Raw genomic sequence first — 22,899 nt, 5'->3', positions numbered from 1 at the left:
CCCGTCAGTCGTAAGGATGCCGCCGCTGCGGGCTGTCGGCGACAGCCGCGACGTGGATCAGTCCAGCACCATGATCGCATCGACCTCTACCTGCGCCGCCTTCGGCAACGCGGAAACCTCGATGGTCGAGCGCGCCGGATACGGCTGCTGGAAGTATTCGGCCATCACCGCGTTGACGGCGGCGAAGTTGGCCAGGTCGGTGACATAGATGCCCACGCGCACGATCTGCGCCAGCGAGCCGCCGGCAGCCTGCGCCACCGCGGCGAGATTGTCGAACACCCGTCGCGTCTGCACGCCGATGTCGCCGTCGACCAGGCTGCCGGTGGTCGGGTCCAGCGGGATCTGGCCGGAAAAATAGACGGTGTTGCCGGCACGCACGGCCTGCGAATACGGGCCGATGGCGGCCGGTGCCTGGTCGGTGGCGATGATGTCGAAAGGCATGGCGTTTCCTTGGGGGCGGGAGTCGGGATTGGAGATTCGAAGGAGCGTGCTGCAGCCGATTGAGACCGCCGATGATAACTCGGCCCCGCTTCACTGCACGGCGCCCGCACCACTGCGATGCAAGGCCGGCGGGCGTTGCCCGCCCTACGCGCGGCATCGGTCGGAGCGACCTATTCCCTATTCCCTATTCCCTATTCCCCATTCCCTATTCCCGGTCATTACAACGGATACCGCCGCACCGCGCTGACCACGCCGGTGCGGCGCACGCGGCGGATCACGTCGGCCAGGTGCTTGCGGCTCTTCACTTCCATCGAGAACAGCAGCGTGGCCGCCGAGGCATCGCGCTCGACGTACTCGACGTTCTCGATGTTGGAATCGGCCGCCGCAATCGCCGCCGCCACGGTGGCGAGCACGCCCGGGCGGTTGATCACCTCGATGTGCAACTGCGCGCGGTAGTCGCCCTTGACGTCGCGATCCCACTCGATCGCCACCAGCCGTTCCGGCGAGCGGCGCAACTCGACCACGTTCGGGCACTCCACGCGATGCACCACGATGCCCTTGCCGGAGGACAGGTAGCCGACGATGTCGTCGCCGGGCAGCGGGTGGCAGCAGTTGGCGAAGCTGAGCACGCCGCGCTCGCCGCCGCTGATGCGGATCTTCTCCTGCGCCAGCGCCACGCCTGCCTTGGAGCCGGCGGCCTTCTTCCAGCGCGAGCCCAGCAACTGGCGCGCGACCACGTCAGGCATGCGGTTGCCCAGCGCGATGTCGGAGAGCAGCTCCTCCAACCGCTTGAACTTGGAGGTCTTCAGGAAGCGGTCGAGCGTCGTCGGCGCGATCGCGTCGAGGCTGCTGCCGAGCGCATCCAGCGCGCGATCCAGCATCCGGTGGCCGAAATCGACCGCGTCCTCGTGCTGCAGATGTTTCAGGTACTGGCGGATCGCGGTGCGCGCCTTGCCGGTGACCACCACCTCCAGCCACGCGGGGTTGGGCACGGCCGAGGGCGCGGTGATGATTTCCACCAGCTGGCCCGATTCGAGCCGGCTGCGCAGCGGGGTGAGTTTCTTGTCCACGCGCGCGGCCACCGCGTGGTCGCCCACGTCGGTGTGCACCGCGTAGGCGAAATCCAGCGCAGTGGCATGGCGCGGCAGCGAGAGGATGTCGCCGCGGGGGGTAAACAAATAGACCTCGTCGGGGAACAGGTCGATCTTGACGTTCTCGATGAACTCCGAGGAGGACACCGTGTTCGCCGAACTGTCCACCATCGACGCCAGCCATTCGCGCGCGCGCACCTGGGCACTGTTGGCCGGGCCCGAATCGGTCTTGTAGGCCCAGTGCGCCGCCACGCCGCGTTCGGCCACGGAATCCATTTCGGCGGTGCGGATCTGCACCTCGATCGGCGCGCCGAACGGCCCGAGCAGCACCGTGTGCAGCGACTGGTAGCCGTTCGCCTTGGGGATCGCGATGAAATCCTTGAAGCGCCGGTCCACCGGCTTGTACAGCGCGTGCACCGCACCAAGCGCCACGTAGCAGCTGGTGGCGCTGTCGACCACCACGCGGAAACCGTACACGTCCATCAGCTGCGCGAACGTCTTGTGCTCGTTGCGCATCTTCGAGTAGATGCTCCACGGCGACTTGATCCGGCCGACCACGTGGGCGCTCAGATGCTCGGACGCCAACTGCGTGGTGAGCGCGGTCTCGATCTTGCTCATCACCTCGCGGCGATTGCCCAGCGCGGCGCGGATGCGCTCGCTGATGACCCGGTAGCGGTCCGGATACAGCGCGCGGAAACCTAGATCCTGCAGCTCGGCCTTGAACTTGTTCATGCCCAGGCGCTGCGCGATCGGCGCGAAGATCTCCAGCGTCTCGCGCGCGATGCGGCGGCGCGAACCCTGGTCCTTGGCGCCCAGCGTGCGCATGTTGTGCAGGCGATCGGCCAGCTTGATGAGGATCACGCGGATGTCGCGCGCCATCGCCAGCAGCATCTTGCGGAAGCTTTCCGCATCGGCTTCCTGGCGCGTGCCGAAGCGCATCTTGTCCAGCTTGGTGACGCCGTCCACCAGCTCGGCCACCACCTCGCCAAACTCGCCGGCCAGCGCTTCGCGGCTCAGTTCGGTGTCTTCCAGCGTGTCATGCAGGATGGCCGCGATGATTGTTTCGGCATCCAGCCCCAGCTCGGCCAGGATGCTGGCCACTGCCACCGGGTGGGTAATGTACGGCTCCCCGCTCTTGCGCTCCTGCCCCGCATGCGCCTGTGCGCCGACGGCGTACGCACGCAACACCAGGGTGACTTGTGCGGGGGGCAGATAAGCGATGCGCTCTTTCAGCGCCAGCACGTAGGGTGGCCAGGCGGCCGGATCGACCGGAGCCGGTGGAGCGGTCGCGGGCATCGGTGCCTGGCGCCGGCTCAGGCGCCCACCCCGGAAGCGAGGTGTCCGGAGACTGTCGGGCGCGCGCGCTTGCTCATGCCCTGCAAGGCATGATCGCGGCAGCGCCGGCAGTCATCGCCCATCAGTCGTCGCCGCCCTTGGAAAGGTCGTCGTCGACTTCCGCGGCGGCCCACTCCAGCGCTTCGCGCTCGGCGCGCTCGCGCTCGGCCTTGTCGATCTGGTCGATCGTGGCCTGGTCGATGCGACGGGCCGCGATCTCGCGCAGCGCCAGCACCGTGGGCTTGTCGTGGTCGGGGTTGACCGCCGGTTCGGCACCCTTCTCGAGCTGTCGTGCGCGCTTGGTGGCCATCAGGACCAGCTCGAATCGGTTGTCGACCACCTCGAGGCAGTCCTCCACGGTAATGCGTGCCATGTGAAATCCTTCGGAGAATAGTGACTTATACGGTCGACCAGTGTAGCCAGCAGGTGCTTTGCTGGCAATGCGGGCGACGCGTATCATGGTGGGCTGGCCGCGAATACGGCTGCATTCACGAAAGCGGCCCGAAAGCCGTGCAAGATATAAAACCAGACAGTACACTTATACTGTCCCCGACGCGAATCCCCACCGCACGATGCCCTCATTGCCTCGCCCCCATTCCATGAGCCGCTGGTTGGCGGTGCTCGCGATCGCCTTGCTGGCGGGCTGCGCCATTGCCAAGCCGCGCACCGACGACCCGCTGGAGAAGTACAACCGCGAGGCGTACCAGTTCAATACTGCAGTGGACAAAGTGGCCATACGGCCGGTGGCGCTGGTCTACCGCAAGGTCACCAACCCGCCGGTGCGGCGTTCGTTCAGCGACTTTTTCACCAATATCCGCACCCCGGTCACGGTCGCCAACGACCTGCTGCAGGCGCGGCCCAAGCAGGCCCTGCAGAGCACTGCCCGTTTCCTGGTCAACCTCACCCTGGGCATCGGCGGTTTCTTCGACCCGGCCAGCCAACTGGGACTGCCGATCGAGGACAACGACTTCGGCATCACGCTGGCACGCTGGGGTGCGCCGGAAGGCGATTTCCTGATGCTGCCGCTGTTCGGCCCCAGTACCGCACGCGACATGTGGCGGATGCCGGTGGACAGCTATTTCTTCGATCCGCTGAGCCTGTACGCCGCCAACCACCACTACAACGGCCTGCAGTACGCGCCGCAGGCGATGTATCTGATCACGCTGCGCTCGCGCGCGATCGACGCGGAGAGTTTCCTGCAATCGGCCTACGACCCGTACGTGTTCATCCGCGACGCCTACCGGCAACAGCGCCTGTACAAGCTTTACGACGGCAACCCGCCGGCGGCGCTGATCGAACGGATGCAGGGACTGGATACGCCCGGCTTCGACCCGGACGAGCTGCTGGAACAGCAGCACGATTGGGAAAAGGGTCACCCCAAGCAGGACGACCAGCACTGAGCCCTGCGGGCACGACTCACGCCAGCAGCGTATCGACCTCGCAGACCTGGGCCAGCGCCTGCATGCTGGCCGGCATCCCGACCACCCGCAACGGACGACCTCGCCGGTTCGCTTCCGCGGCGGCAGCCAGCACGCAGGCCAGGCCGGCGCTGTCGCAATGACTGACGCCCGCCAGGTCCAGTTGCGTCACCTCGCCATCCAGCGCCGCGCGCATGGCTGCGAGCGCAGCCGCGGCGGTGCCGAAATCAAGCACGCCGTTCACCGCCAGGACAGTCGGCGCCACGATGTCCAGGCGGAAACCCGTGGGCGCGTTCACTGGCTGTCCTTGCTGTCCTTGTCGAGCGTGTCGAGTGCCTTCTCGCCCTGGGTTTCCAGGTTGGTGATCAGCTGCTCGATGCCGACCTTGCGGATCTCCGCGTCCACCTGGTTGCGGTAATTGGTGACGTAGGAGATGCCTTCGATGATCACGTCGTACGCCTTCCAGTCGCCGCTGCGGCTCTTGCGGAACGCGTAGTCGATCGACACCAGCTTGCCGTCGTCCAGCACCACCTGGGTGCGCACCACGGTGCGCTTGTCGTTGAGGTCGCCGTTGAACGGCAGCACCTTGACCTTGCCGCGGGTGTAGTTGAGCAGACCCTCGGCGTAGCGATGGGTGATCGAGTTGTAGAACGCCTTGGCGAAGCGGTCGCGCTGTGCCGGGGTGGCCTCGCGTGCATGCCGGCCGAGCACGAGGATCGAGGCGTAGTCGATGTCGAAGTGCGGCAGGAACACGTCGTCGATGATGGCGATCAGTTTTTCCTTGTCGCGCTTGAGCTCGTCGCGGTGACCCTCGATCGCGGTGGCCAGCTGGTCGGCGATGCCCTGCACGATCTGCACCGGGGTCTGCTGGACGGCCGCCGGCGCGGCGGCCGTGGCCGCATCCTGGGCGAACGCCGGGGCACCGACCACAACAGTGGCGAACGCAAGGGCGGTGGCAAGGGCCAGTCTGCGCAGCATGGGGTTACTCCTTGGGGCATGGCCGGCGGCAGGCGCCGCCGACGGGGATTCGATGGGGTTCTACTGCTTGCCGCTGCCGGCGTCCTTCTTGTCGCCGGGCGAACCGTTGACCAGGAACTTGCCGATCAGATCCTCCAGCTGCATCGCGGACTGGGTCAGGATCATCTCGTCGCCGTTCTTGAGCACGTCGGGCGAGCCGCCCGGCTGGATCGCAACATACTGGCTGCCGATCAAACCGCTGGTGAACACCGCGGCGGCCGAATCGTCGGGAATCTGGTCGTAGCGCTTGTCGATCGCCAGGATGACCTCGGCGTTGAGCTTGGTCGGGTCGGCGCGCACCGATTGCACGCTGCCGATCACCACGCCGGCCATCTTCACCGGCGCGCCCGCCGACAAGGTGCCCACGTTGGTGAAATCGGCCTTGACCGTGTAGCTGCCGCCGATGTTGTCGACCACGCCGCCGGCGCCGAAGAACTTGCCCAGCATCTCCTCCAGCGGCTGCGACGACTTGGTCCGCGCCAGCGTGCCGCCGGCGGCCACCATCTGTTTCGCGCTGCCGTAGTCGATGCCCACGTACTGGTCGCCGAGCAGGCCGCTGGTGAAGATCGTCGCCACCGAATCCTGCGGGATGTGGTCGTAGCGCTTGTCGATGGACAGCTTCACCTCGGCCGCGTCGCGCCCCGGCGCCAGCGTGATCGCCTGCACCTGGCCCACGCGCACGCCGGCGATCTTCACCGGCGCGCGCTCCTTCAGCTGGCCGATGTTGGTGAACTGCGCGGTGACGTCGTAGCTGTCGCCCTGGCGCACGTTGTTGGCCACCGAGCTGGTCTGCGTCGCCAGGTAGGCCAGCGCGGCGAAGCCCAGCACGATGAACAGGCCGGTGCCGACGGCATAGGAACTTCTCGGTTGGCTCACGGCAGAATCCTCGGAAAACGATGGGTCATGGCAGTCACATCAGGAAGGCGGTGAGGACGAAGTCGAGCGCCAGGATGGCGATCGACGAGGCGACCACGGTACGGGTGGTGGCGTACGCCACGCCCTCGCTGGTCGGCGGCGTGGTGAAGCCCTGGAACACCGCGATCAGCGCCACCACCGCGCCGAAGGCCAGGCTCTTCAGCAGCACGCCGTTGACGATGTCGGTATGCACGTCGACCTGGGCGGTCATGTTCGACCAGAACGTGCCGTTGTCGATGCCGAGCCAGGTCACGCCGACCAGGTGGCCGCCGAAGATCGCCATGGCGCAGAACACGCAGCACAGCAGCGGCATCGCGATCAGGCCGGCCAGGAAGCGCGGCGTGGCGACGTAGGCGATCGGGTCGACCGCCATCATCTCCATCGCGGAAATCTGGTCGGTGGCGCGCATCAGGCCGATCTCGGCGGTGATCGCGGTGCCGGCGCGCCCGGCGAAGAGCAGCGCGGTGACCACCGGCCCCAGCTCGCGGTACACCGACAGCGCCACCACCATGCCGCTGGCCGAGGTGCCGCCGAAGATCGACAGCACGTGGTACAGCTGCAGCATCAGCACCATGCCGACGAACAGGCCGCAGACCATGATGATGGTCAGGCTCATGGCGCCGACAAACCACAGCTGACGGACGGTTTCGCGCAGGTAGCGGAAGCTGCGCGGGATCGCCGCCAGCAGGGTCAGCAGAAACAGGCCGCAGCCGCCGATCTGCGCCAGCGACTGGGTCAACACGTTGCGGGGTTGCGGGGCGTGCGCGTTCATTTCGTTGCCTCGGCAAAGCCCAGCGCGGCGGCGTAGTCGCCAGCCGGGTAGCGGAACGGGATCGGGCCGTCCGCTTCGCCGCCGAAGAACTGCCGCGTCCACGGCGAGCCGTCGTCGGCGATCGTCGCCGGGTTGCCCTGTGCCACCACCTTGCCGTTGGACAGCAGGGCCACGTGGTGGGCGATGCGCTGCACCGCGGGCAGTTCGTGCGAGACCAGCACGCTGGTGATGCCGAGGGTCTGGTTCAGCGTCTGGATCAGCTTCAGCACCTGGTTCAGCGCCACCGGGTCCAGCCCCACGAACGGCTCGTCGTACAGGATCAGCTGCGGGTCGAACACGATCGCCCGCGCCAGCGCCACTCGCCGCGCCATGCCGCCGGACAGCTCGTTCGGCATCAGCCGCGCCGCGCCGCGCAGACCCACCGCCTGCAGCTTCATCAGCACCAGGTTGCGGATCAGCACCTCCGGCAGTTTCGTGTGCTGGCGCAGCGGGAACGCCACGTTCTCGAACACGTCGAAATCGGTCAGCAGTGCGGAGTTCTGGAACAGGTAGCCCACGCCCTCGCGCAGCTTGTACAGCTCCTCGCGCGACAGCTCGGCGACATTGTGGCCGTCGACGTGGACACTGCCGGCATCGGCGCGCATCTGCCCGGTGATGTGCTTGAGCAGGGTGGTCTTGCCGGTGCCGCTGGGGCCCATGATCGAGGTGATCTTGCCGCGCGGAATGTCGAGATCCAGCGTGTCGAAGATGGTCTTGCCGTTGAGCACCGTGGTCAGCCCGCGGATGCGCACCAGGGTGGCGTCGTCAGGCGTGGCGCGAGCGGTTTCGTTCATGGGCGGCAAAGGAGGTGGGTAAGCGGACAAGGTAGCGGAAGCGTCGGACTAAGACCATGCGCAGGCGCCGCGGTTCAACCGGCCTCGCCGTCCAGCAGTTCGGCGATCAGCGCCTCGTGCCGGCGCAGTTGCAGCGCGCCGCGCAGGCGCACCGCGCGCACGATCGCCTGCAGATCGTCCAGCGCCGTTTCGAAGCGGTCGTTGACGATGATGTAGTCGAACTCGTGGGCGTGGGCGATCTCGCCGCGCGAGTTGCGCAGCCGGCGTTCGATCACCTCGGCACTGTCCGACCCGCGGCCGCGCAGGCGCCGTTCCAGTTCCGCCCGCGACGGCGGCAGGATGAACACGCTGACACAGTCGGGCTTGCTCGCGCGGATCTGCTGCGCACCCTGCCAGTCGATCTCCAGCAGCACGTCGCGCCCCTGCGCCAGCAGCTTCTGCACGGTGTTGCGCGAGGTGCCGTAGAGGTTGCCGTGCACCTCGGCATGCTCCAGGAAGATGCCTTCCGCGACCTGCTGCTCGAACACTTCGCGCTCGACGAAATAGTAGTGACGTCCGTACAGCTCGCCCGACCGCGGTGGTCGCGTGGTGTGCGACACCGACAGCGAAATCGCGCTATCGCGCTCCAGCAGCGCATTGACCAAGGTCGACTTGCCGGCGCCCGAAGGCGCGGCAACCACGAACAGCGTTCCGATTTCCATCATGGTGACAAGCAACCTTTCGCGTGCCTCGTCATGCCCGGCAAGCTCCATGGCAAACGCGCTTGCATCGAATCAAGCCACCATGGAGGGCATCGCACATCACAGGCCGGCCCGAGTAAAGACCAAGCCGCTGACGGAATGTGCAGCGGCGACATCCTCCAAGGTTCGCTTGCCGGCATCATTGGTGTAAAGACGCGAGCGTGCGGTCGCCGGATCCTTGAACACCGCAGCCTCGGACGGAACGGCGTTGGCGAGAAACGCTTCCCGGCCCACCGTGCCACCGGGGCGCGTTTCGGATCGCTCGCGGTCTATGCACGGCACGAGGTGCGTGGCGTTGAAGAAGTACTCGACCTCGCCGTCGACATCGAGCTCCAGCAACTGCCCGAAATCAGCCAGGAACCCGCCCAGCGTGGCGAACGCCTTGGAATTCAACACCAACGCCCCGGGGACAAAGGGGCTGACGTCGCTTCGTGGCAGGCGCTTCCGGCGCTTGTCGGCGTACACCTGCAGCTTTGGTCGCTCGTGCCAATGCAGAACATTGCCATTGCCACCGAAGCGCTTCATCGCGCCCATGACCTGTTCGGCCTGCGGCACCACCAGCATCGCCATCCGGTCGGCTGGGCCAGCCTTGATCTCCCAGACTGTCATGCCCCGTCTCCCGACCGGTAGGGGAAGGTTCCGTCAAGCAGCTGCGTCTTGATTCCCCGAAGCGCTTCGCGTCCTGCCTGACTGTGCTCCGCACCCTGATCAATGTCGACCAGTCGCGCATAGACCTCAAGATGGTAGAGCCCTGTATGCAAAACCGAGTGCTTGATGGCGTCAGGCATGCCGGTGACGATGCTTTTCTTGAAGCGGGGCAGATAGACGCCATTGTCAACGTCATTGATGGCGATACCCCAGCCAAACAGCAATTCCTGCGACGGAAAAGCTCGCGAGTCTCCATGGGCCACGATGTGGTGGGCCGCGGCGCCCTTCGGCCGGTCGATATTTGCCGACGCCAAGTTCCGCGCCAAGTCAGTCGAGTGTCTCGCACCCTCGCGTCTGGCGTCTGCCAGAAGCCGCTCTGCATTTGCGGGCAGCGTCACTCCATTCCGGTAACGGACCTCCGCTTTCGCGGCCTCGAGGATGACATCATTGACGGCAGCGTTCGGGTTGAGCCCGCCTACTAAGCGAGCCGCATTCACCCTGAGCTGCGCCGTGGTGCGCCGTGGTTGGCGCAACCCCCCGCGGGGCGCACCAGGCCTTCCGTCTCTTGCCATGCCCATCTCCAGAACGCATGCATTTGAAACCACAACCGCGGCTCGATCCGGGCCGGCCGGCACTACTCGATGTTCTGCACTTGTTCGCGCATCTGCTCGATCAGCACCTTGAGCTCGACCGCCGCGTTGGTGCTGCGCGCGTCGACCGACTTGGAACCGAGCGTGTTGGCCTCACGGTTGAACTCCTGCATCAGGAAATCCAGCCGGCGGCCGACCGGTTCGGCCAGGCCCAGCACGCGGCGCGTCTCGGCGATGTGGGTGGCGAGCCGGTCCAGCTCCTCGTCCACGTCGCTGCGGGTGATCTGCAGCACCAGCTCCTGTTCCAGCCGGCCCGGCTCGACCGGCTGCTTGAGGTCGGCCAGCCGGGTTTCCAGCCGGGTGCGCAGCGCGGTGCGGATCTCCGGCATCCAGCCGCGCACCTCGGCGACCACGCGCTCGATCGCGTCGAGCCGCTCGTGCAGGATCGCGCCCAGCTTCTCGCCCTCGCGTTCGCGGGTGGCCGCCAGCGCATCCAGCGCGCGGTCGAGCACGTCGAACAGCGCGGTTTGCTGCGCTTCGGGATCGACCTCGGCCTGCTGCATCACGCCCGGAAAGCGCAGCAGCTCGGTGAACTGCACCTGCAGGCCGGGGAACAGCGCGGCCATGTCCAGGTTCAGCTCGGACAGCCGCGCGAGCAGTGCGCCGTTCACCTGCAACGCCTCGCCGCGCCCCTCGCCCGCGCGACGCACGGTGAGGTCCAGCTTGCCGCGCGACAGCTTCGCCGCCACCCGCTCGCGCAACTGCGATTCGAACGCGCGCAGGTCGTCCGGCAAGCGCGGGCTCAGCTCCAGGTAGCGATGGTTGACCGTGCGCAGCTCGCAGCTGAGCGTGCCCGCGGGGCCGGTGGTTTCGGCACTGGCGTAGGCCGTCATGCTGCGGATCATCGGCGCCTTCCGGACATCGGGGAAAGGACGCAATGGTAAACTCTCCGGTCCCCCTTGCCCAATCCGGCCACCCTTCATGAATCCCAGCCGCCCCAGTGGCCGCGCCAGCGACCAGCTGCGCACCGTCAGCCTCGAACGTCATTACACCCGCCACGCCGAAGGCTCGGTGCTGGTCAGCTTCGGCGACACCCGCGTGCTGTGCACCGCCAGCATCGAGGATCGCGCGCCGGCCTGGCTGCGCGGCAAAGGCGAGGGCTGGATCACCGCCGAATACGGCATGTTGCCGCGCGCCACCAACACCCGCACCCAGCGCGAGGCCGCCCGCGGCGGCCAGGGCGGCCGCACCATGGAAATCCAGCGGCTGATCGGCCGCAGCCTGCGCGCCTGCGTCAACCGCCAGGCGCTGGGCGAGCGGGTGATCACGCTGGACTGCGACGTGCTGCAGGCCGACGGCGGCACGCGCACGGCGGCGATCACCGGGGCCTATGTGGCCCTGGTCGATGCGGTGAACCTGCTGATGAAGCGCGAGAACCTCAAGCGCAACCCGATCGTGGGCGCGGTCGCCGCGGTCTCGGTCGGCATCTACCAGGGCGTGCCGGTGCTCGACCTCGACTACGCCGAGGATTCGGACTGCGACACCGACATGAACGTGGTGATGAACGACGGCGGCGGCTTCATCGAAGTGCAGGGCACCGCCGAAGGCCACGCCTTCCGCCGCGACGAGATGGACCAGATGCTGGCGCTGGCCGAAAAAGGCATCGGCGAACTGGTCGCCGCGCAGCGCGCGGCGCTCGCACTCTGACATGCGGCGCATCGTCCTCGCCAGCAGCAACCGCGGCAAGCTCGCCGAGTTCCATGCCCTGCTCGCCAACGCCGGCTTCGAGGTGGTGCCGCAGGCCAGCCTCGGCGTGGACGACATCGAGGAAACCGGCCTCACCTTCGTGGAGAACGCCGTGCTCAAGGCACGCCACGCCGCCCGCGCCAGCGGCTTGCCCGCGCTGGCCGACGACTCCGGTCTGTGCGTGGACCACTTGCGCGGCGCGCCCGGCCTGTACTCGGCGCGCTATGCCGGCAACCACGGCGACAACGCCGCCAACAACGCGAAGCTGCTGCGCGAACTGGACGGCGTGCCGACGGAACGACGCGGCGCGTTCTTCATCTGCGTCCTGGCGCTGCTGCAGCACGCCGACGACCCCGCGCCGCTGATCGCAGAAGGCCGTTGGCACGGTCGCGTGCTCGACGCCCCGCGCGGCACGCAAGGTTTCGGCTACGACCCGCTGTTCCTGCCACACGGGCAGACCCTCGGCGCCGCCGAACTCGAGCCGGCGCTGAAGAACCGCCTCAGTCATCGTGGCCAGGCGCTGGCGAAACTGCACGACCGCCTGCGCGAACTTCGCCCATGAGCATCGTCTCGCCGCCGCTGTCGCTGTACGTGCACATGCCGTGGTGCGTGAAGAAGTGCCCGTACTGCGACTTCAACTCGCACGGCCTGCGCAGCGAGCCGCCGCCGTACGCCGATTACATCGACCACCTGCTGGCCGATCTCGACGCCGACCGCGCCGACTTCGCCGCGGCGCTGGAGGGCCGCGCGGTCATCAGCGTGTTCTTCGGTGGCGGCACGCCCAGCCTGTTCGCGCCGGAGCTGATCGCGCGCCTGCTCGACGGCGTGCGCGAGCGCCTGCCGCTGGCCGACGACGCCGAGGTCACCCTGGAAACCAATCCCGGCACGGTCGAGCACGGCCGTTTCGACGGCTATCTCGCCGCCGGCGTGAACCGCATCTCGTTCGGCGTGCAGAGCTTCGACGACGACAAGCTGAAGCGGCTCGGCCGCATCCACTCGGCCGGCGAAGCCGAAGCCGCGGTGAAATCCGCGCAGGACGCCGGCTACGCCAACATCAACCTCGACCTGATGTACGCGCTGCCGAAGCAGGAACTGGACGGCGCACTGGCCGACGTCGAGCGCGCCATCGCGCTCGGGCCCACGCACATCTCGCACTACCAGCTCACGCTGGAGCCGAATACGGTGTTCGCCGCCAACCCGCCACCGCTGCCCGACGACGACCACGCCTGGGCAATGCAGGAAGCCTGCGAGGCGCGCCTGGCCGAAGCCGGCTACGGCCAGTACGAAATCTCCGCCTACGCGCAGCCCGGCCGGCGCTGCGCACACAACCTCAACTACTGGCGGTTCGGCGACTACCTCGGCATCGGCGCCGGGGCCCACGGCAAGCTCAGCGACGCCGGCAGCAGCCAGATCCACCGGCGCTGGAAAACGCGCGGCCCGCGCGCGTACATGGGCGAACCCGGCGGCGCGGGCCGGATCGGGGGCGACCACGTGGTCGCCCCCGCCGAGCTGCCGTTCGAGTACATGCTCAACGCGCTGCGCCTGATCGACGGCGTGCCGATGGCCGATTTCCCCGCGCGCACGGGGCTGGCGCCGGAGAGGATCGCCGCGGCGCTGGCCGCCGCCCGCGACCGCGGCTGGCTGCATGGCGACGCGCAACGCCTGCAGACCACCGCGCTGGGCCAGCGCTTCCTGAACGACGTGATCGCAAGCTTCCTCGACTGACGCGCTCGCGGCGATGGCATAGCCCCGGCAAGCAGCATAGACTTGGCCAACCCGGGGAAATCACAGGTTTTGCATGGACGTCGGACAAGACCGGCGACGCATGTCGGCATCGCGCGGCACGGCCCAGTTCAATCAGGGGCGGTGGCCGGCGCGTGCCCAGCAATTGATCGAGACCGCCTACACCCTGTGCGTGGAAGGTCTCCACGAACCCGTGCGCCGCTGCATCGGCGAATTCGAGAAGCAGCTCTTCGCGCTGGCCGACCACGCGCACCGATCCGACGAGCAGCACGAGTGCTTCGCCAGCCGCCAACGCGTGCTGCAGGGGCAGAACGCGCTGGTGCAGGCGTTCATGGAAGAACTGGGCAAGGCGCTCAATGAGCTTGACCGCCATGCACACCGGCCCGCCGATGCGGAAACCGCGGCCACCGCCAGTCCGTGGCAGACGCTGGAACTGCTCGACCCCGGCGTGCAGGAGATGACGATGGCGCTGGACCAGCTCGGCGCCCGCGGCGACGCACGCCATGGTCGCGCGCTGTACGAACTGGGCCATCGCCTGGCGGTGCTGATCGGCGCGCCGCCGCTGGAAGGCGCATCGCTGCCACTTGGCCCGCATGCGCTGGCCAAGGCATTCCACCAGGCCAGCGCCGCGCTGGAGCTGCCACTCAAGCACCAGTTGTTGTTGCTGCAGCACTTCGACCAGTGCGTGCTCCCTGCGCTGAGCGAGCTCTACGGCACCATCAACCTGCGCTGGCAGTCCGACGGCATCCTGCCGCAGCTGCGCAGCGTGCCGGCACCGCGCCACGTCAACAAGCGCCCGCGCCAGGGCACGGGCGAGATCGGCGCCGCCAGCGAAACCCCCGCCGCGCCGGCAGAAGCTGCCGCCAAGCCGGCGACCGGCGGCGCCCCGGAAGATTCCATCCACGTGCTGGAATCGCTGCGCGACCTGCTGTCGCAGCGGCGCGCCGGCCAGGGCACGGGCAGCGGCGAAGCCGCCGGGCCGGCCGCCAGCGAGGAAGAACTGCAATCGGCGCTGGGCGCGCTGCAACAACATCTGGCCAAGGTCACCGACCACGCCAGCCGCGAACTGCGCAGTGCCGCGCGCCTGCGCGAGGAGCTGCTGACCCAGCTCAACCTCGGCAAGCCTGCCGGCGCGCCGCGCACCCAGCTCACCAGCGAACAGGGCGACACGGTGGAGCTGGTCGCCGAACTGTTCGAGCAACTGGGCCAGCAACTGCAGCAGGGCAGCAACGCCCGCGGCCTGCTCGGCAACCTGCAGCTGCCGGTGCTGCGCGTGGCGGTGGCCGACCACGACTTCTTCGAGCAGCGCGACCATCCCGCGCGCAAGCTGCTCGACACCGTCGCCGCCGCCGCCAACGACTGGCTCGACGGCAGCGACGACGAGAGCAACCGTCCGCTGGCCAGCAAGCTGGAGCAACTGGTCAGCCGCGCCAACCAGGAGCCGCCCAGCGCCGGTCTCTACACCACGCTGCTGGCGGATATCGAACACCATCTGGCGCTGCTGACGCGCAAGGCGCAGGCCGCCGAGCGGCGCCACGTCGAAGCGGCGCAGGGCCGCGAACGGCTGGACCAGGCGCGCCATCGCGCCGGCGAGCTGATGGCGGACCGCTTCGCGCAATCGCCGCCGCGCGGACTGCTGCGCGCCCTGCTGGACCGCGCCTGGTCCGACGTGCTCGCGCTGACCCTGCTGCGTCATGGCGAGGACAGCCCCGCGTTCAAGGCGCAACTGGCGATCACCGACCAGTTGCTCGGCCGCCTGCCGGTGCCCGACCCGCGGCAGCTGCAGCAGGAAGTGGAAAGCGGCCTGCAGCAGATCGGCATGCACGCGGAGGAATCGGTGCAGGTGGCGCAACGCCTGCTCGGCGTCGGTACGCCCGATCCGGCCAGCGAGCTGCCCAGCGCCACCGATCTCGCGCTGCGACTGAAGCAGCACCAGCGCCTGGGTGAACAGCAGGCCAGCCACGAAGCCGCGATCGCCAGCCCGATCGTCAAGCCGACGCCGCCCCGGCCCGCAACGACAACGGCGACATCGACCCGACCACCGGCGGTCGATCCGCGCGAGGCGCGCATCGAGCAACATCTGCGCAAGTTGCCGTTCGGCAGCTGGTTCGAGTTCATCGACCCCGCCAGCGGGCAGATCGCGCGACGCAAGCTGGCCTGGTATTCGCCGATGTCGGGACGCTGCCTGCTGGTCAGCCGGCGCGGCCAGCGCGGCGAGGAGATGACCATGGCCCAGCTCGCCCACGAAGTTGCCCGCGGCCGCGTCTGCGAAGTGCCGGCCGAGCCGGAAAGCCTGCTCGACCGCGCGTGGCGCGGCCTCACCGGCAGCCTGCGCCAGGCCGCCGCAAGCGGGCGCAGCGGCAAACCCGCGGAGTTCCGGCACCGATGAATCCGCCCAACAGCCCCGCCAACCAGCGTCGTGCGCCGCGCAAGCGGGCGCCCGGCAACGCCATCGTCACCGACGTGATCCGCGGCGAGCCGATCGGCCACCTGGGCAACCTGTCCAGCACCGGCCTGCTGCTGATCACCTCGCAGGCACCGCGCAGCGAGGCGCTGTACCAGGTACGCATCGACCTGCCCGCCACCGGCCGCGCGCTGGTGCAGTCGCAGCCGATCGAGGTGGGTATCCAGGAGCAATGGCACGAGCACGCCGCCAGCTCCGGCCAGATCTGGGCCGGCTACCGGATCATCGCCATCACCGACATCGACGCAGCGCGCCTGGAAAGCTGGCTGGCGCAGGCGTAGGCGCACTGGCCGCATCACCTCCACTGGAACTGCCGACCTGCGGGCGTCATCATGGCGATTCGTCTTTGCTGATTCGCCGGGCCTTTCCCGTGCGCCTGCCGGGAGTTCTCCATGCATGATCGACTCGCCACGCTTTATCCCGCGCACCTGGCCACGGTGCAGCACCATGCCGAGCAGGCGCTCGCCCGCGGCGGCTTCGACCACCTGCTGATTGCCGCCGGCATGCCCGGCGTCAAGTTCCTCGACGACAATCACTACCCGTACGCCGTCAGCCCGCCATTCAAGCACTGGTTGCCGTTGACCGACGCGCCGGGCAGCTGGGTCGCGTACACCCCGGGCCGCAAGCCGAAGCTGATCTTCCTGCAGCCGCGCGACTACTGGCACGTGGTGCCGGATGCGCCCGCCGGCTACTGGGTGGACGGCTTCGAGATCGTCGTGGTGCGCACCGCCGAGGAAGCGGTGGCCGAGCTGCCGCAAGGTCGCTGCGCCAGCATCGGCGAAGCGAACGCCGCCGTCGCCGGCATCGCGTTCAACAACCCTCCCGCGGTGCTGGATTACCTGCACTACCACCGCGCGTACAAGACGCCGTACGAGCTGGAACTGATGCGCGCGGCCAGCCGCATCGGCACGCGCGCGCATCGCGCGGCCGAACAGGCATTCCGTGCCGGCGCCAGCGAGCTGGGCATCCATCAGGCCTACCTGGCGGCGGCTGGCCAGATCGACGCCGAACTGCCCTACTCCAGCATCGTGGCGCTGAACGAGCATGGCGCCGTGCTGCACTACATGGATTTCACCCGGCAACCGCCGGCACGCCCGCGTTCGCTGCTGATCGACGCCGGTGCCAGCGCCTCGGGCTACGCCAGCGACATCACGCGCACCCACGCCGCCGCCGACGCAGGCGAATTCCAGGCGCTGATCGACGCGATGGACGCGAACCAGCAAAGCCAGGCCGCGATGGTGCGCAGCGGTCGCCCCTACGCCGAGTTGCATCTGCATGCGCACCGGCAACTGGCCGCGCTGCTGAAGGACCACGGCTTCATCCGCATGGAGGCCGAATCGGCACTCGAAAGCGGCGTCACCCGCGCCTTCTTCCCGCACGGCCTGGGCCATTCGATCGGCCTGCAGGTGCACGACGTGGGCGGCTTCGCCAGGAACGACCGCGGCGACACCGTACCGCGGCCGGACGGCCACCCGTACCTGCGCATGACCCGCACGCTGGAGCCCGGCATGGTGGTGACGATCGAGCCCGGCCTGTACTTCATCGAGATGCTGCTGGCCGAGTTGCGCGACAAGCCGCTGGCGAAGGACATCGACTGGCACAAGGTCGAGGCGTTCAAGCAGTACGGCGGCATCCGCATCGAGGACGACGTGGCGTGCACCGAGGGCGAGCCGGAGAATCTCACCCGCGATGCCTGGGGGCGGGAATAGGGAATAGGGAATAGGGAATAGGGAATGGTAAAAGCGTCGCCCAGCCGTGCAGGGGGTGCTTTGATTTTTCTATTCCCTATTCCCCATTCCCGATTCCCTGCTCCAATCAGTGATACCCCTCGCCCGCGCGCACCTTGCCGCGGAACACGCGGTACGAGTACGCGGTATAGAACAACACCACCGGGATCATGACGGCCGCGCCGACCAGCACGAAACCCTGGCTGGAGGGTGGCGAGGCAGCGTCCCAGATGCTCATGTCGGGCGGCACGATGTTCGGCCACATGCCGGCCACCAGGCCGAGGAAGCCCAGCGCGAAGAAGCTCAGCGCAAGCACGAACGGCGCCACCTCGCGATTGGCCAGCACCGCGCGCCACAACCAGGCGGCGACTGCCACAGTGAGGATCGGCAGCGGCGACAGATACAGCAAGTTCGGCCAGGCGAACCAGCGATCCATCAACCGCGAATCGAGGAACGGCAGCCACGCGCTCACCATCACCATGAACGCGATCACCGCAAGCATCAGCGGGCGGGTCAGGTCGCGCGCGATGCGCTGCAGCCGGCCTTCGGTCTTGAGCACCAGCCAGGTCGCGCCGAGCAGGCCGTAGCCGAACACCAGCGCCATGCCGGTCATCACCGCGAACGGGCTGAACCAGGCGAACGCGCCGTGCAGGTACTTGCCGCCTTCGGCCGGCATGCCTTCGACGATGGCGCCCAGCATCAGGCCTTGCGCAAACGCCGCAACCACCGAGCCCAGGTGGAACCCCACGCCCCAGATGCGTCGCGAGGTATGCGCCCGAAAGCGGAACTCGAACGCCACGCCGCGGAAGATCAGCGCGATCAGCATCGCCAGCACCGGCAGGTACAGGCTGGACAGGATCACCGCATAGGCGCGCGGGAACGCCGCCATCAGCCCGGCGCCGCCCATCACCAGCCAGGTCTCGTTGCCGTCCCAGATCGGCGCGGCGGTGTTCATCATCAGCTCCTGCTGCGCCTCGTCATCGGCGAACGGGGTGAGGATGCCGATACCGAGCACGAAACCGTCCAGCAGCACGTACATCATGATCGCGAAGCCGATGATCAGGAACCACACCACCGGCAGCGTCGTGGAAAGTTCCATGCTCAGTCCTCCCCGCCATCGTCGACCACGGCCAGCGGCCGCGCCGCGGTGGCCTCGGCGCCGAATCGCGGCGGTGCCGCCTCCGGACCGTGGCGCAGCACCTTGAACAGGTACCAGCTGCCGAAGCCGAACAGGATCATGTAGGTGACGAAATACACGATCAGCGAGGTGAGCACGCTGGAGGCTGCCACCGGACTGGCGGCGTCGACGGTGCGCATCACGCCGTAGACCACCCACGGCTGGCGGCCGATCTCGGCGGTGTACCAGCCGGTGAGCAGGGCAATGAAACCGGCCGGCATCATCGCGATCCAGCAGCGCAGGTACCAGCGGTGCTCGAACAGGCGTCGGCGCCACCACAGCAGCACGCCCGTCAGTGCCAGCAGCAACATCAGCACGCCGAGGCCGACCATGATGCGGAAACTGAAGAACGGCGCGGCGACCGGCGGGCGGTCGTGCACGGGAAAATCCTTCAGCCCCCGCACTTCGCCGCTCCAGCTGTGGGTGAGGATCAGGCTGCCCAGGTGCGGCACGTCGAGCGCGTAATCGTTGCGCTCGGCCTTCTCGTCCGGCCACGCGAACAGGGTCAGCGGCACGCTTTTCCCGGTGGTCCAGCGTGCCTCGATCGCCGCCAGCTTGGCCGGCTGGTACTCGCGCACCACCAGGCCGGAGAGATCGCCCACGAAGATCTGCAACGGGATCACCAACGCCACCAGCGCCAGCGCGCAGCGCAGCATCAGCCGCGCCTTGTCCTGCCAGATGCCGCGCAGCAGATACCACGCCGCCACGCCGCCGATCACCAGCGCCGTGCTCAGGAAGCACGCCAGCACCATGTGCACCAGCCGGGTCGGGAACGACGGGTTGAAGATCGCCGCCCACCAGTCGGTGGCATGGATCACCCCGTCGACGACCGCGTAGCCCTGCGGCGTTTGCATCCAGCTGTTCGCCGCCAGTATCCAGAAGCTGGAGATCAGCGTGCCCAGCGCGACCATGCAGGTGGCGAAGAAATGCGTGCGGTGGCCCACGCGATTCCAGCCGAACAGCATCACGCCGAGGAAGGTGGCCTCCAGGAAAAACGCCGTCATCACCTCGTAATTCAGCAGCGGCCCGAGCACGTTGCCCGCCACGGTGGAGAGGCCGGCCCAGTTGGTGCCGAACTGGAAGCTCATCACGATGCCGGAAACCACGCCCAGCCCGAACGAGCCGGCGAACACCTTGAGCCAGAAGAAGTACAGGTCGCGCAACATCTCGCTGCGCCGGCGCAGCCACAGCGCCTCCAGGAACACCAGCCAGCTGGCCAGGCCGATGGTGAACGCGGGAAACAGGATGTGGAACGACATCACGAAACCGAACTGGATCCGCGACAGGAACTCGGCCGTCATCGTCATCGCCTGCGGCTTGGATCGCCCGACTATAAGCCGGCAAACGTGCACGCCTCGTGGTGCGCGGCGGTACGCCGCGTGGCGTTTCGCCGCGCGGGGATCAGCGCCCCGCGAGCAGCGCCTCGATCTCGACCGGGTCCTTCGGCATCGCCGCCGTCAGCACCTCGTGGCCGTCGCGGGTCACCGCCACGTCGTCCTCTATGCGGATGCCGATGCCGCGCCAGCGCTCGGCCACCGAGCGATCGTCCGGCGCCACGTACAGCCCCGGTTCCACCGTCAGCACCATGCCCGGTTCGAGCAGGCGCGATTCGCCGTCGATGCGGTAGTCGCCCACGTCGTGCACGTCAAGGCCCAGCCAGTGGCCGGTCTTGGCGGCGAAGAACCGCCGGTAGCTGCCGCTGGCGACCGCCGCGTCCGCATCGCCGTCGAGCAGGCCGAGCGCGCACAGGCCTTCGCTCAGCACGCGCACCGCCGCACCGTGCGCGGCGTTGAACGGCAGGCCGGGCCGCACCTGCTCGATCGCCGCCAGCTGCGCGGCCAGCACCACCTCGTACAGCGCGCGCTGCTCGCGGCTGTAGCGACCGTTGGGCGGAAACGTGCGGCTGATGTCCGAGGCGTAGCAATCGAGTTCCGCGCCCGCGTCGATCAGCAGCAGCTCGCCCTCGCGCAGCGGTGCGCGATTGCCCTGGTAGTGCATCACGCAGGCATTCGCGCCGCCGGCCACGGTGGGCGCAAACGCGGGCACCGCGCCGTGGCGGCGGATCGTGCCCAGCAGTTCGGCTTCGACCTCGTACTCGTGACGACCCGGCCGCGCCAGCCGCAGCGCGGCCAGTTGCGCCTCCACCGCGATCGCTGCAGAAGCGCGCATCAGCTTGAGTTCGGCGCGCGACTTGAACAGGCGCAGATCGTGCAGCAAGTGGCCCAGCGCGACGAACTCCTTGGGCACCACGCCGCCGCCGCGCAACTGGCGCAGGCGGCGCATCCAGCCCAGCAATTGCGCGTCGAACGCGGGCTCGTGGCCGAAGTGGCAGTACACCCGCGCGCGGCCCTCGATCATGCCGGGCAGGATGTCGTCGATATCGTCGATCGGGAACGCATCGTCCATGCCCCAGGCCGCCACCGCCTGCTCGGTGCCGATGCTGGGGCCGTGCCAGCGCTCGTGCTCGATGTCGCGCTCGCGACAGAACAGCACCGCCTCGCCATGCGCGCGTCCGGGCAGCAGCGCCAGCACGGCATCGGGCTCGGGGAAGCCGGCCAGATAGTGGAAGTCGGAGTTCTGCCGATACGGCCACGCCGCATCGGCGTTGCGCATGCGCTCGGGCGCGGCGGCCACCAGCAGCACCGCGTCGGGGCCGGCCATCTGCATCAGCTGGCGGCGGCGGCGCGCGAACTCCTCGGCGGCGATCGCAAGCCCCGCCAGGCTGGCCGTGGGAGCATTCAATGCACGGTGTTCCCGCCAACGCCATCGCGCGCGCCGCACTCGGCGAACAGCAGCATCGCCGCCATGCGCACGAATTCGTGCACCTCGATCAGCGCGTCCTCGTCCTCGCTCTCGTTGCCGAAATCGAACGAGGAGCCGGCGATCGTGCCCAGGTCGCGCAGTACCTCCTGCGCCTCGCCCGACAGCGACGCCTGGGCGGCGGCGCCGGCCAGGCCGAAGCCGCCGAGAAAGCCGCGGCACCATTCCACCACGGCGTCGGCGCGTTCGTGCAGCGGGCGGTCGTCCGCCGGCAGCAGCGGCTCGAAGCCCAGCTCGGCATCGACCAGCGCCGCCTGGCTCTGCCGTGCCAGTGCATCGAGTTCGGCGCGGTCCGTGGCGGTGGGTTCGGTTGCCTCGCCATCCAGTTCCAGCACGCCGAGCAGCGCATCGCCGCCCACCGCCCCGCCACCGGCCAGGTAGCCGGTCAGCGAGCCATGCAATTCGCTGGCGCTGGTGCCCAGGCGCAGCCGCACGACCAATGCCTGCAGCTCCTCGTGGTCCATCTCGTCGGTATCGGTCACGGCGCTTGTCCTGCGGTCAGTGAGCCAAGTTTAATGCAGCCGCCGCACGCTGCCGGCAGCGTGCGCCACGAGGCGGAAATCCGCCGGCGTCCTGCTATAGTTTCGCGCATGAGCACGCCAGACCATGTTGACCCTGTCCAGCAAGAGTTGGCCGCCCTGGGCCAGCAGATGGATCGCCTGCTCGATACCGTGCGCCGGCTCAGCGAGGAGAACCGCAGCCTGCGCCAGAGCCAGGAGCAGCTTTCCGGCGAACGCGCCGGCCTGCTGGCACGCAACGAGCAGGCACGCAGCCGGGTCGAGGCGATGATCCAGCGGCTGAAATCGCTTGAGAGCAACGGTTGACCGAACCCATGTCCAGCACTGAACCGGTCGCGCTGCGACTCATCGATCGCGAATTCCTGATCGCCTGCGCGCCGGAAGAACGCGAAGGCCTGCTGGAGGCGGCCGGATACCTCGACCGCAAGATGCGCGAATTGCGCGCCCACGCCAAGGCACCAGGCTTCGAGCGCCTTGCCGTACTCGCGGCGATCAGCGTCGCGCACGAGTTCATCATCCTGCGCAAGCAGCACGAGGGGCAGAACCAGCGCCTCAGCGACGGGCTGGCCAGCCTGCGCAGCAAGCTCAGCGCGGCGCTCGAAGGCGACCCGGCCAAGTCCTGAACGGCGCGCGCCGCGCCGTGGCGAACGGTGGACATTTCCGGGCAAGCGCCTAGAATTGACCTCGGCGTTTTCTGCGGTGTTCGCCAGCACACTCTTACATTTGCCTTGTTCCTAAATACGGCCCCGGGTCGGCTCTACATCGGCTGTTGTGCATGTCCGCCGCGTGCGGAAAGCCTCGAGGCCATGTTGCCCTCCCACCTGATCCATCGTGGATCAAGGTCGTTTGGTGGGCAGCGGCATTGCGGTTTACGCCACTTGATTCCCGCCCTGTTCGTCATCCG

General features: G+C 68.0%; 25 protein-coding genes and 1 other RNA gene. 10 read left to right on the top strand and 16 right to left on the bottom strand.

The features are described from left to right. Positions 1-57: 57 nt before the first annotated feature. The 3 genes from ACVCMI_RS03570 to rpoZ form a co-directional block, all read right to left on the bottom strand. Positions 58-441: a RidA family protein gene (locus ACVCMI_RS03570; protein ID WP_447097422.1), complete on the bottom strand. Its 384-nt coding sequence runs from the start codon at positions 439-441 to the stop codon at positions 58-60. A gap of 218 nt (positions 442-659) precedes the next feature. Then, positions 660-2,828, bottom strand: coding sequence for a RelA/SpoT family protein (locus ACVCMI_RS03565; RefSeq protein ID WP_395121176.1), 2,169 nt, complete (start codon positions 2,826-2,828; stop codon positions 660-662). Between the two features lie 121 nt (positions 2,829-2,949). After that, the gene (gene rpoZ / locus ACVCMI_RS03560) at positions 2,950-3,240 is read right to left on the bottom strand and encodes a DNA-directed RNA polymerase subunit omega (RefSeq protein WP_007509529.1); all 291 of its coding nucleotides are present in this window, start codon (positions 3,238-3,240) and stop codon (positions 2,950-2,952) included. 226 nt (positions 3,241-3,466) lie between these two features. Here rpoZ and ACVCMI_RS03555 point away from each other — a divergent pair, with 226 nt between their 5' ends. Further along, positions 3,467-4,267, top strand: coding sequence for an MlaA family lipoprotein (locus ACVCMI_RS03555; RefSeq protein ID WP_395121174.1), 801 nt, complete (start codon positions 3,467-3,469; stop codon positions 4,265-4,267). A gap of 16 nt (positions 4,268-4,283) precedes the next feature. Here ACVCMI_RS03555 and ACVCMI_RS03550 read toward each other — a convergent pair whose 3' ends face one another. From ACVCMI_RS03550 to ACVCMI_RS03510, 9 genes are all read right to left on the bottom strand, one after another. Next, positions 4,284-4,583, bottom strand: a complete 300-nt coding sequence (locus ACVCMI_RS03550) for an STAS domain-containing protein (RefSeq protein ID WP_447097423.1) — start codon at positions 4,581-4,583, stop codon at positions 4,284-4,286. Continuing rightward, entirely contained in the window at positions 4,580-5,263 is a 684-nt protein-coding gene (locus tag ACVCMI_RS03545; protein ID WP_395121170.1) for an MlaC/ttg2D family ABC transporter substrate-binding protein, read from the bottom strand. The genes ACVCMI_RS03550 and ACVCMI_RS03545 overlap by 4 nt, the downstream gene beginning before the upstream one ends. A 60-nt stretch (positions 5,264-5,323) precedes the next feature. Then, complete coding sequence (mlaD, locus tag ACVCMI_RS03540) at positions 5,324-6,178, bottom strand: outer membrane lipid asymmetry maintenance protein MlaD (RefSeq protein WP_395121169.1); 855 nt, start codon at positions 6,176-6,178, stop codon at positions 5,324-5,326. A 34-nt stretch (positions 6,179-6,212) separates the two neighbouring features. After that, complete coding sequence (gene mlaE, locus ACVCMI_RS03535; protein ID WP_447097424.1) at positions 6,213-6,989, bottom strand: lipid asymmetry maintenance ABC transporter permease subunit MlaE; 777 nt, start codon at positions 6,987-6,989, stop codon at positions 6,213-6,215. After that, complete coding sequence (locus ACVCMI_RS03530) at positions 6,986-7,822, bottom strand: ABC transporter ATP-binding protein (RefSeq protein WP_447097425.1); 837 nt, start codon at positions 7,820-7,822, stop codon at positions 6,986-6,988. Before ACVCMI_RS03530 ends, mlaE begins: the two co-directional genes overlap by 4 nt. A gap of 74 nt (positions 7,823-7,896) precedes the next feature. Beyond that, positions 7,897-8,526 (bottom strand): guanylate kinase, encoded by a 630-nt coding sequence (gmk, locus tag ACVCMI_RS03525; protein ID WP_447097426.1) that lies wholly within the window; start codon positions 8,524-8,526, stop codon positions 7,897-7,899. Positions 8,527-8,622: 96 nt separating this feature from the next. After that, positions 8,623-9,171 carry a hypothetical protein gene (locus ACVCMI_RS03520; RefSeq protein ID WP_447097427.1) on the bottom strand — a complete coding sequence of 183 codons (549 nt, stop codon included), beginning with the start codon at positions 9,169-9,171 and terminating at the stop codon, positions 8,623-8,625. Further along, entirely contained in the window at positions 9,168-9,707 is a 540-nt protein-coding gene (locus ACVCMI_RS03515; protein ID WP_447097428.1) for an AHH domain-containing protein, read from the bottom strand. The genes ACVCMI_RS03520 and ACVCMI_RS03515 overlap by 4 nt, the downstream gene beginning before the upstream one ends. A 137-nt stretch (positions 9,708-9,844) precedes the next feature. Further along, positions 9,845-10,705, bottom strand: a complete 861-nt coding sequence (locus ACVCMI_RS03510) for a YicC/YloC family endoribonuclease (RefSeq protein WP_395121161.1) — start codon at positions 10,703-10,705, stop codon at positions 9,845-9,847. 76 nt (positions 10,706-10,781) lie between these two features. On the opposite strand from ACVCMI_RS03510, the gene rph reads away from it, so the two are divergent. The 6 genes from rph (at position 10,782) to pepQ (ending at position 17,462) form a co-directional block, all read left to right on the top strand. After that, on the top strand, positions 10,782-11,507 hold the full coding sequence (rph, locus tag ACVCMI_RS03505) for a ribonuclease PH (protein WP_395121160.1): 726 nt from the start codon (positions 10,782-10,784) through the stop codon (positions 11,505-11,507). A gap of 1 nt (position 11,508) precedes the next feature. Further along, entirely contained in the window at positions 11,509-12,108 is a 600-nt protein-coding gene (rdgB, locus tag ACVCMI_RS03500) for an RdgB/HAM1 family non-canonical purine NTP pyrophosphatase (RefSeq protein WP_447097429.1), read from the top strand. Then, positions 12,105-13,271: a radical SAM family heme chaperone HemW gene (gene hemW / locus ACVCMI_RS03495; RefSeq protein ID WP_447097430.1), complete on the top strand. Its 1,167-nt coding sequence runs from the start codon at positions 12,105-12,107 to the stop codon at positions 13,269-13,271. The genes rdgB and hemW overlap by 4 nt, the downstream gene beginning before the upstream one ends. 73 nt (positions 13,272-13,344) lie before the next feature. Further along, a complete protein-coding gene (locus tag ACVCMI_RS03490; protein WP_395121155.1) occupies positions 13,345-15,678 on the top strand; it encodes a DUF1631 family protein in 2,334 nt (777 codons plus the stop codon). Then, entirely contained in the window at positions 15,675-16,034 is a 360-nt protein-coding gene (locus tag ACVCMI_RS03485; protein ID WP_395121153.1) for a PilZ domain-containing protein, read from the top strand. Before ACVCMI_RS03490 ends, ACVCMI_RS03485 begins: the two co-directional genes overlap by 4 nt. Before the next feature lie 111 nt (positions 16,035-16,145). Beyond that, a complete protein-coding gene (gene pepQ / locus ACVCMI_RS03480) occupies positions 16,146-17,462 on the top strand; it encodes a Xaa-Pro dipeptidase (RefSeq protein WP_447097431.1) in 1,317 nt (438 codons plus the stop codon). A 106-nt stretch (positions 17,463-17,568) separates the two neighbouring features. Here pepQ and cydB read toward each other — a convergent pair whose 3' ends face one another. From cydB to ACVCMI_RS03460, 4 genes are all read right to left on the bottom strand, one after another. Then, positions 17,569-18,579: a cytochrome d ubiquinol oxidase subunit II gene (cydB, locus tag ACVCMI_RS03475; protein ID WP_395121149.1), complete on the bottom strand. Its 1,011-nt coding sequence runs from the start codon at positions 18,577-18,579 to the stop codon at positions 17,569-17,571. A 2-nt stretch (positions 18,580-18,581) separates the two neighbouring features. Continuing rightward, positions 18,582-19,958, bottom strand: a complete 1,377-nt coding sequence (locus tag ACVCMI_RS03470; RefSeq protein WP_447097432.1) for a cytochrome ubiquinol oxidase subunit I — start codon at positions 19,956-19,958, stop codon at positions 18,582-18,584. A 100-nt stretch (positions 19,959-20,058) separates the two neighbouring features. After that, the gene (locus tag ACVCMI_RS03465; protein ID WP_395121146.1) at positions 20,059-21,399 is read right to left on the bottom strand and encodes an aminopeptidase P N-terminal domain-containing protein; all 1,341 of its coding nucleotides are present in this window, start codon (positions 21,397-21,399) and stop codon (positions 20,059-20,061) included. Next, the gene (locus ACVCMI_RS03460; RefSeq protein ID WP_447097433.1) at positions 21,396-21,959 is read right to left on the bottom strand and encodes a UPF0149 family protein; all 564 of its coding nucleotides are present in this window, start codon (positions 21,957-21,959) and stop codon (positions 21,396-21,398) included. The genes ACVCMI_RS03465 and ACVCMI_RS03460 overlap by 4 nt, the downstream gene beginning before the upstream one ends. Before the next feature lie 108 nt (positions 21,960-22,067). Between ACVCMI_RS03460 and ACVCMI_RS03455 the strand changes: the two genes are divergently transcribed. The 3 genes from ACVCMI_RS03455 (at position 22,068) to ssrS (ending at position 22,870) form a co-directional block, all read left to right on the top strand. Continuing rightward, complete coding sequence (locus tag ACVCMI_RS03455) at positions 22,068-22,301, top strand: TIGR02449 family protein (protein WP_136258838.1); 234 nt, start codon at positions 22,068-22,070, stop codon at positions 22,299-22,301. Positions 22,302-22,309: 8 nt separating this feature from the next. Next, positions 22,310-22,618, top strand: a complete 309-nt coding sequence (locus ACVCMI_RS03450) for a cell division protein ZapA (protein ID WP_395121142.1) — start codon at positions 22,310-22,312, stop codon at positions 22,616-22,618. Positions 22,619-22,683: 65 nt separating this feature from the next. Beyond that, a non-coding RNA gene (gene ssrS / locus ACVCMI_RS03445) (6S RNA) lies at positions 22,684-22,870 on the top strand. Positions 22,871-22,899 lie beyond the last annotated feature (29 nt).

This window comes from Rhodanobacter sp. UC4448_H15 (assembly GCF_052978265.1).
This window is presented reverse-complemented; position numbering and strand designations above follow the sequence as displayed.